Genomic DNA, 4,336 nt, shown 5'->3' with positions numbered 1-4,336 from the left:
CCGGCGGTTAATACTGTTGCGAGAGTAATTGCCCATCGGCCATGCGCAGGCGTTTGGAGAGGGCAATCGCAATGGCGCGGATAATCTTCGCCGCGATCCGGGGCGCTTCGTTGAGCATTTTTTCCAGGGCGTCCTTGCCCAGGTTCAGCAGCACGCAGTCGCTGGCTGCCACACAGCTGGCGGAGCGCCGCTCGCCGTCGAGCACCGCCATTTCGCCAAAGGCCCGGCCACTGCGCAGGGTGGCGATGGTCAGGCGCTGTCCATCGTGGTGGGTTTTCTGCACGGCCACCTGGCCGCTGTGGAGGATGCACATGAAGGTGCCGGCGTCGCCCTCAAGGAAAATCACTTCGCCCTGGGCCACGCTGCTGATATTGAAGTAGCCTGCGGCCACGTGAAAATCTTCCGGCAACAACGGGTCGAACAGGCCGCAGTCCATGAGCATGTCGCGGATTTCATTGCTGAGTAAGGTCGGTTGGGGCATAGCGAATCTTGGTCCATCAAAACAGGTAGGCGGTCTGTGTGTCAGACAGACTCGCCGCCCTAAGTTCCTAAATCAGGCCGAGGGCCTTGAAGACAAATCCATATTCGAGCGCTACGTCACGTAATCCCTGGTAACGACCGCTCATGCCACCGTGGCCGGCGCCCAGTTCGGTCTTGAGCAGCAACAGGTTGTCATCGGTCTTGGTGGCCCGCAGCTTGGCCACCCACTTGGCCGCTTCCCAATATTGCACGCGGCTGTCGTTGTAGCCGGCGATCACCAAGGTGGCCGGGTAGGCTTGGGCGCTGACGTTTTCGTAGGGGGCGTAAGCCTTGAGGCGTGCATATACCTCGGGCTCTTCAGGGTTGCCCCATTCGTCGTATTCGGTGATGGTCAGCGGCAGCTCGGGGTCGAGCATGGTGTTGAGTACGTCGACGAACGGCACTTCGGCAATCGCCGCCTGGAACAGCTCCGGACGCTGGTTGAGCACGGCGCCAATCAACAAGCCACCGGCGCTACCGCCGCTGATAGCCAATTGCTTGGCCGTGGTCAGGCCTTCGGCGATCAAATGCTCGGCACAGGCGATAAAGTCGCTGAACGTATTCTGCTTGTGTTCCTGCTTGCCATTGCGATACCAGGCTTCACCCAACTCGCCGCCGCCGCGCACATGCGCGATGGCAAACGCCACCCCACGGTCCAGCAGGCTCAGGCGGGCATGGGAAAACCACGGGTCGAGGCTCTGGCCGTAGGCGCCGTAGCCGTAGAGGTAAAGCGGGGTTGGCTTGCCCAGTTGGTCGCGCTTGACCACCAGGCTAATCGGCACCTGGGTGCCGTCGGCGGAGGTGGCCCACAGGCGTTGGCTGACATAGTCATCGGCGTTGAACACGCCGAGCACCGGGGTTTCCTTGAGCACAACTTGCGCGCCTGTGGCCAGCTCGAGCTGGCGCACCTGGGCGGGGCGGTTCAGGGCTTCGTAGCGCAGGCGGATCTTGTCACTGGCAAATTCCAGGCTGTTCTGTACGTAGAGGCTGTAGGCAGCGTCGGGCAATTCCACGCGATACGCCGGCAAGTCCTGGGCGTGCACTTCGATCACCGGCAGGCCGCCGATGCGCAGGCTCAAGGTCATGGCCTGGGCGTTCAGGGTCACGCCGTCGAGCATCACGGTGGCGTCGTGGGGGATCAGGTTTTGCCAGTCCGCCTCATTGGGCACGCTGCCGGTGTCGGCGGCGACGAATAGTGCGTAGTTGATGCCGTCACGGTTGCTGCGGATAAACCAGGTCCACTCGCCATTACGCTTGCCGTGGTCCACGTCGTATTCATGGTCTTCGACCCGTGGCGCCAGGCAGGTGAAATCCAACTGTGGCTGGTCGGCGTCCAGCGCCCAGATTTCACTGGTGGTCTTGCTGCCCAGGGCCAGCAGCAGTTGGCGCTCGGAGCTTGCGCGGTAGCAATGCAGGAAGAAACGCCCATCGGGCTCGTGGAACACTTCCTGCGCCGCCGTGCCGTCCAGGCGATAGCGATACAGCTTATGTGGGCGATGGGTGTCGTCCAGCTCGCCGAAGAACAGGGTCAGGCTGTCGTTGGCCCAGGTCATGCTGCCGTCGCAGTTTTCGAATGCCAGCTCACTGACTTTGCCGGTGGCCAATTCCTTCACGTACAGGGTGTAAATCTCTTCACCGCTGGTGTCGAGGCTGTAGGCCAGGCGCTGGTGGTCGGGGCTGATGCTGAAGGCGCCGAGGGAGAAAAAGCCGCCGTTGGCCAGCACGTTGGGATCGAGCAGCAGTTCTTCGCTGCTTTCATCCACGGCATGGCTGTCATCCGCCGGACGGCGGCAACGGTAGTGGCGGGCGTATTCGTCACCGGCGGTGGTGCGGGTGTAATACAGGTAGGGCCCCCACGGCGAGGGCAGGGACAGGTCGGTTTCCAGGATGCGGCTCTTGATCTCTTCGAACAGGGTTTCGCGCAGGGCTTTCTGGTCGGCGAGCTGGGCTTCCTGCCAGGCGTTCTCGGCCTTGAGGTAATCGAGGACGTCGCTACTGTCACGCTCTTGCAGCCAGGCGTACGGGTCTGGACCTTCGGCCTTGCGGGCAATCGGGGCGGTCGATATAGGCATGGATTATTCTCTATCTGGCGGACGGTGGCAGGCATTGCAGCCGAGACACGCAAAAGCCGTTATCATAGCCGCCTCTTTGCCAGCCTTGCCATGGACACCATGACCGAGAACGACTATCTGACCGCTTGGGGCCTTTACGCCTTCGCCGCTTTGGGCTGCCTGTTGGTGTGGTGGCGCATGACCCGCTGGATCTGGCGCTGGCTGCGCGAGCCGCTGCAGTTGCTGATGGCAGTGCTGTTGCTCAGCCCGACCATCGTCGATCCCGTCAAGACTCAATTTGCCCCGGCCGTGGCGATTACCGCCCTGGACCTGGTGCTCAAGGTCGGTAATAACGCCTGGCGGGCCATTTCCGATCTGTTCATGTACACGATGATCGCGTTTGCCGTGTACCTCGTGTTCGTGCTGATCCGCTGGCCCATCGAGCGCGCCGCCAATGCCCGCCGTGAGCGCAAGGCTGCTGCCGATGCTGCCCTGGCCGCCGAGCCTGTAGAGGACGACGAACCTTTCCGCCGCCCGGCACCTGTGAGCGGCATGCGCGTCGAACCGCGCCTTTAACGTTGCAGCGAGAGCCCTGGCATGTGTGAATTATTGGGCATGAGTGCCAACGTCCCCACCGATATCGTGTTTAGCTTTACCGGGCTGATGCAGCGGGGCGGGCGTACCGGCCCCCACCGCGATGGTTGGGGCATTGCTTTCTATGAGGGTCGTGGGCTGCGCCTGTTCCAGGACCCGGCCGCCAGCAGTGAGTCGGAAGTCGCCTTGCTGGTGCAGCGTTATCCCATCAAAAGTGAAGTGGTGATTGGCCATATCCGCCAAGCCAATGTGGGCAAGGTGTGCCTGTCCAATACCCACCCGTTCGTGCGCGAACTGTGGGGGCGCAACTGGTGTTTTGCGCATAACGGTCAACTGGCGGGCTTCAACCCTCGCGCCACGTTCTACCGCCCGGTGGGCGATACCGATAGCGAAGCGGCATTCTGCGACCTGCTCAACCGCGTGCGCGAAGCCTTCCCCGAGCCGGTGGACATCGAGCAGGTCTTGCCGGACCTGATCGCCGCCTGCGCCGAATACCGCAGCAAAGGCGTGTTCAACTGCCTGCTCAGCGACGGTGACTGGCTGTTTTGCTACTGCTCGACCAAGTTGGCGCAGATCACGCGGCGCGCACCGTTCGGCCCGGCACGCTTGAAAGATGTCGACGTGATCGTCGATTTTCAGGCTGAAACCACGCCAAACGATGTGGTGACGGTGATCGCCACCGAACCTTTGACCGACAACGAAAACTGGACCCGCTACGAACCGGGCCAATGGAGCCTGTGGCGACGCGGTGAATGCGTCAGCCAGGGCGTCACCGAGTAAGGATATCGACCATGTTGCTCAGCTATCTGCGGTTGGTGCTGTTTGCCATTGGCTTGTTGGTCGGTGTGCAAGTGCCGGGGTTTATCAACGACTACGCCAAGCGCGTCGAAGCCCATTTGATCGAAGCCCAGACCGGCTTACGTGGCTTTGATGCCACCGCGCAGCAATTCTTCAACGGCGACTTGCAGGCATTGGTGGCGCATTACCGTGCCAGTGATGACCCGGTATTTCGCAGCGACGCCAACAGCCTGGGCACCTTGCTCGATCGCCAGGTGGCGCTGGACAAGCAATTCCAGGCCATGCAGGGCCCTTGGTACATCCGTGCCCTGCAAGTGGCCGTGGCCGCCGATTCGGATATTCGCCTGGAAACCTGGAACGGCTACAGCTATCAG

Annotated in this window: 5 protein-coding genes; 3 read left to right on the top strand and 2 right to left on the bottom strand. The window is 61.8% G+C overall.

All coding sequences use genetic code 11. From position 1 onward, the window contains the following. Window positions 1-7: 7 nt before the first annotated feature. The gene (locus ACRESD_RS23255; protein WP_431753048.1) at window positions 8-481 is read right to left on the bottom strand and encodes a cyclic nucleotide-binding domain-containing protein; all 474 of its coding nucleotides are present in this window, start codon (window positions 479-481) and stop codon (window positions 8-10) included. Between the two features lie 67 nt (window positions 482-548). Beyond that, window positions 549-2,591: a S9 family peptidase gene (locus tag ACRESD_RS23250; RefSeq protein WP_431753047.1), complete on the bottom strand. Its 2,043-nt coding sequence runs from the start codon at window positions 2,589-2,591 to the stop codon at window positions 549-551. Between the two features lie 24 nt (window positions 2,592-2,615). Here ACRESD_RS23250 and ACRESD_RS23245 point away from each other — a divergent pair, with 24 nt between their 5' ends. The 3 genes from ACRESD_RS23245 to ACRESD_RS23235 all read left to right on the top strand — a co-directional run. Next, entirely contained in the window at window positions 2,616-3,146 is a 531-nt protein-coding gene (locus tag ACRESD_RS23245) for an MFS transporter (RefSeq protein ID WP_431753046.1), read from the top strand. 21 nt (window positions 3,147-3,167) lie between these two features. Then, entirely contained in the window at window positions 3,168-3,944 is a 777-nt protein-coding gene (locus tag ACRESD_RS23240; protein WP_431753045.1) for a class II glutamine amidotransferase, read from the top strand. An 11-nt stretch (window positions 3,945-3,955) separates the two neighbouring features. Further along, on the top strand, window positions 3,956-4,336 hold a 381-nt coding region (locus ACRESD_RS23235), incomplete at its 3' end, for a DUF2937 family protein (RefSeq protein WP_431753044.1).

The organism is Pseudomonas sp. (assembly GCF_050739995.1).
In the GTDB taxonomy this organism is placed as follows: domain Bacteria; phylum Pseudomonadota; class Gammaproteobacteria; order Pseudomonadales; family Pseudomonadaceae; genus Aquipseudomonas.
This window is presented reverse-complemented; position numbering and strand designations above follow the sequence as displayed.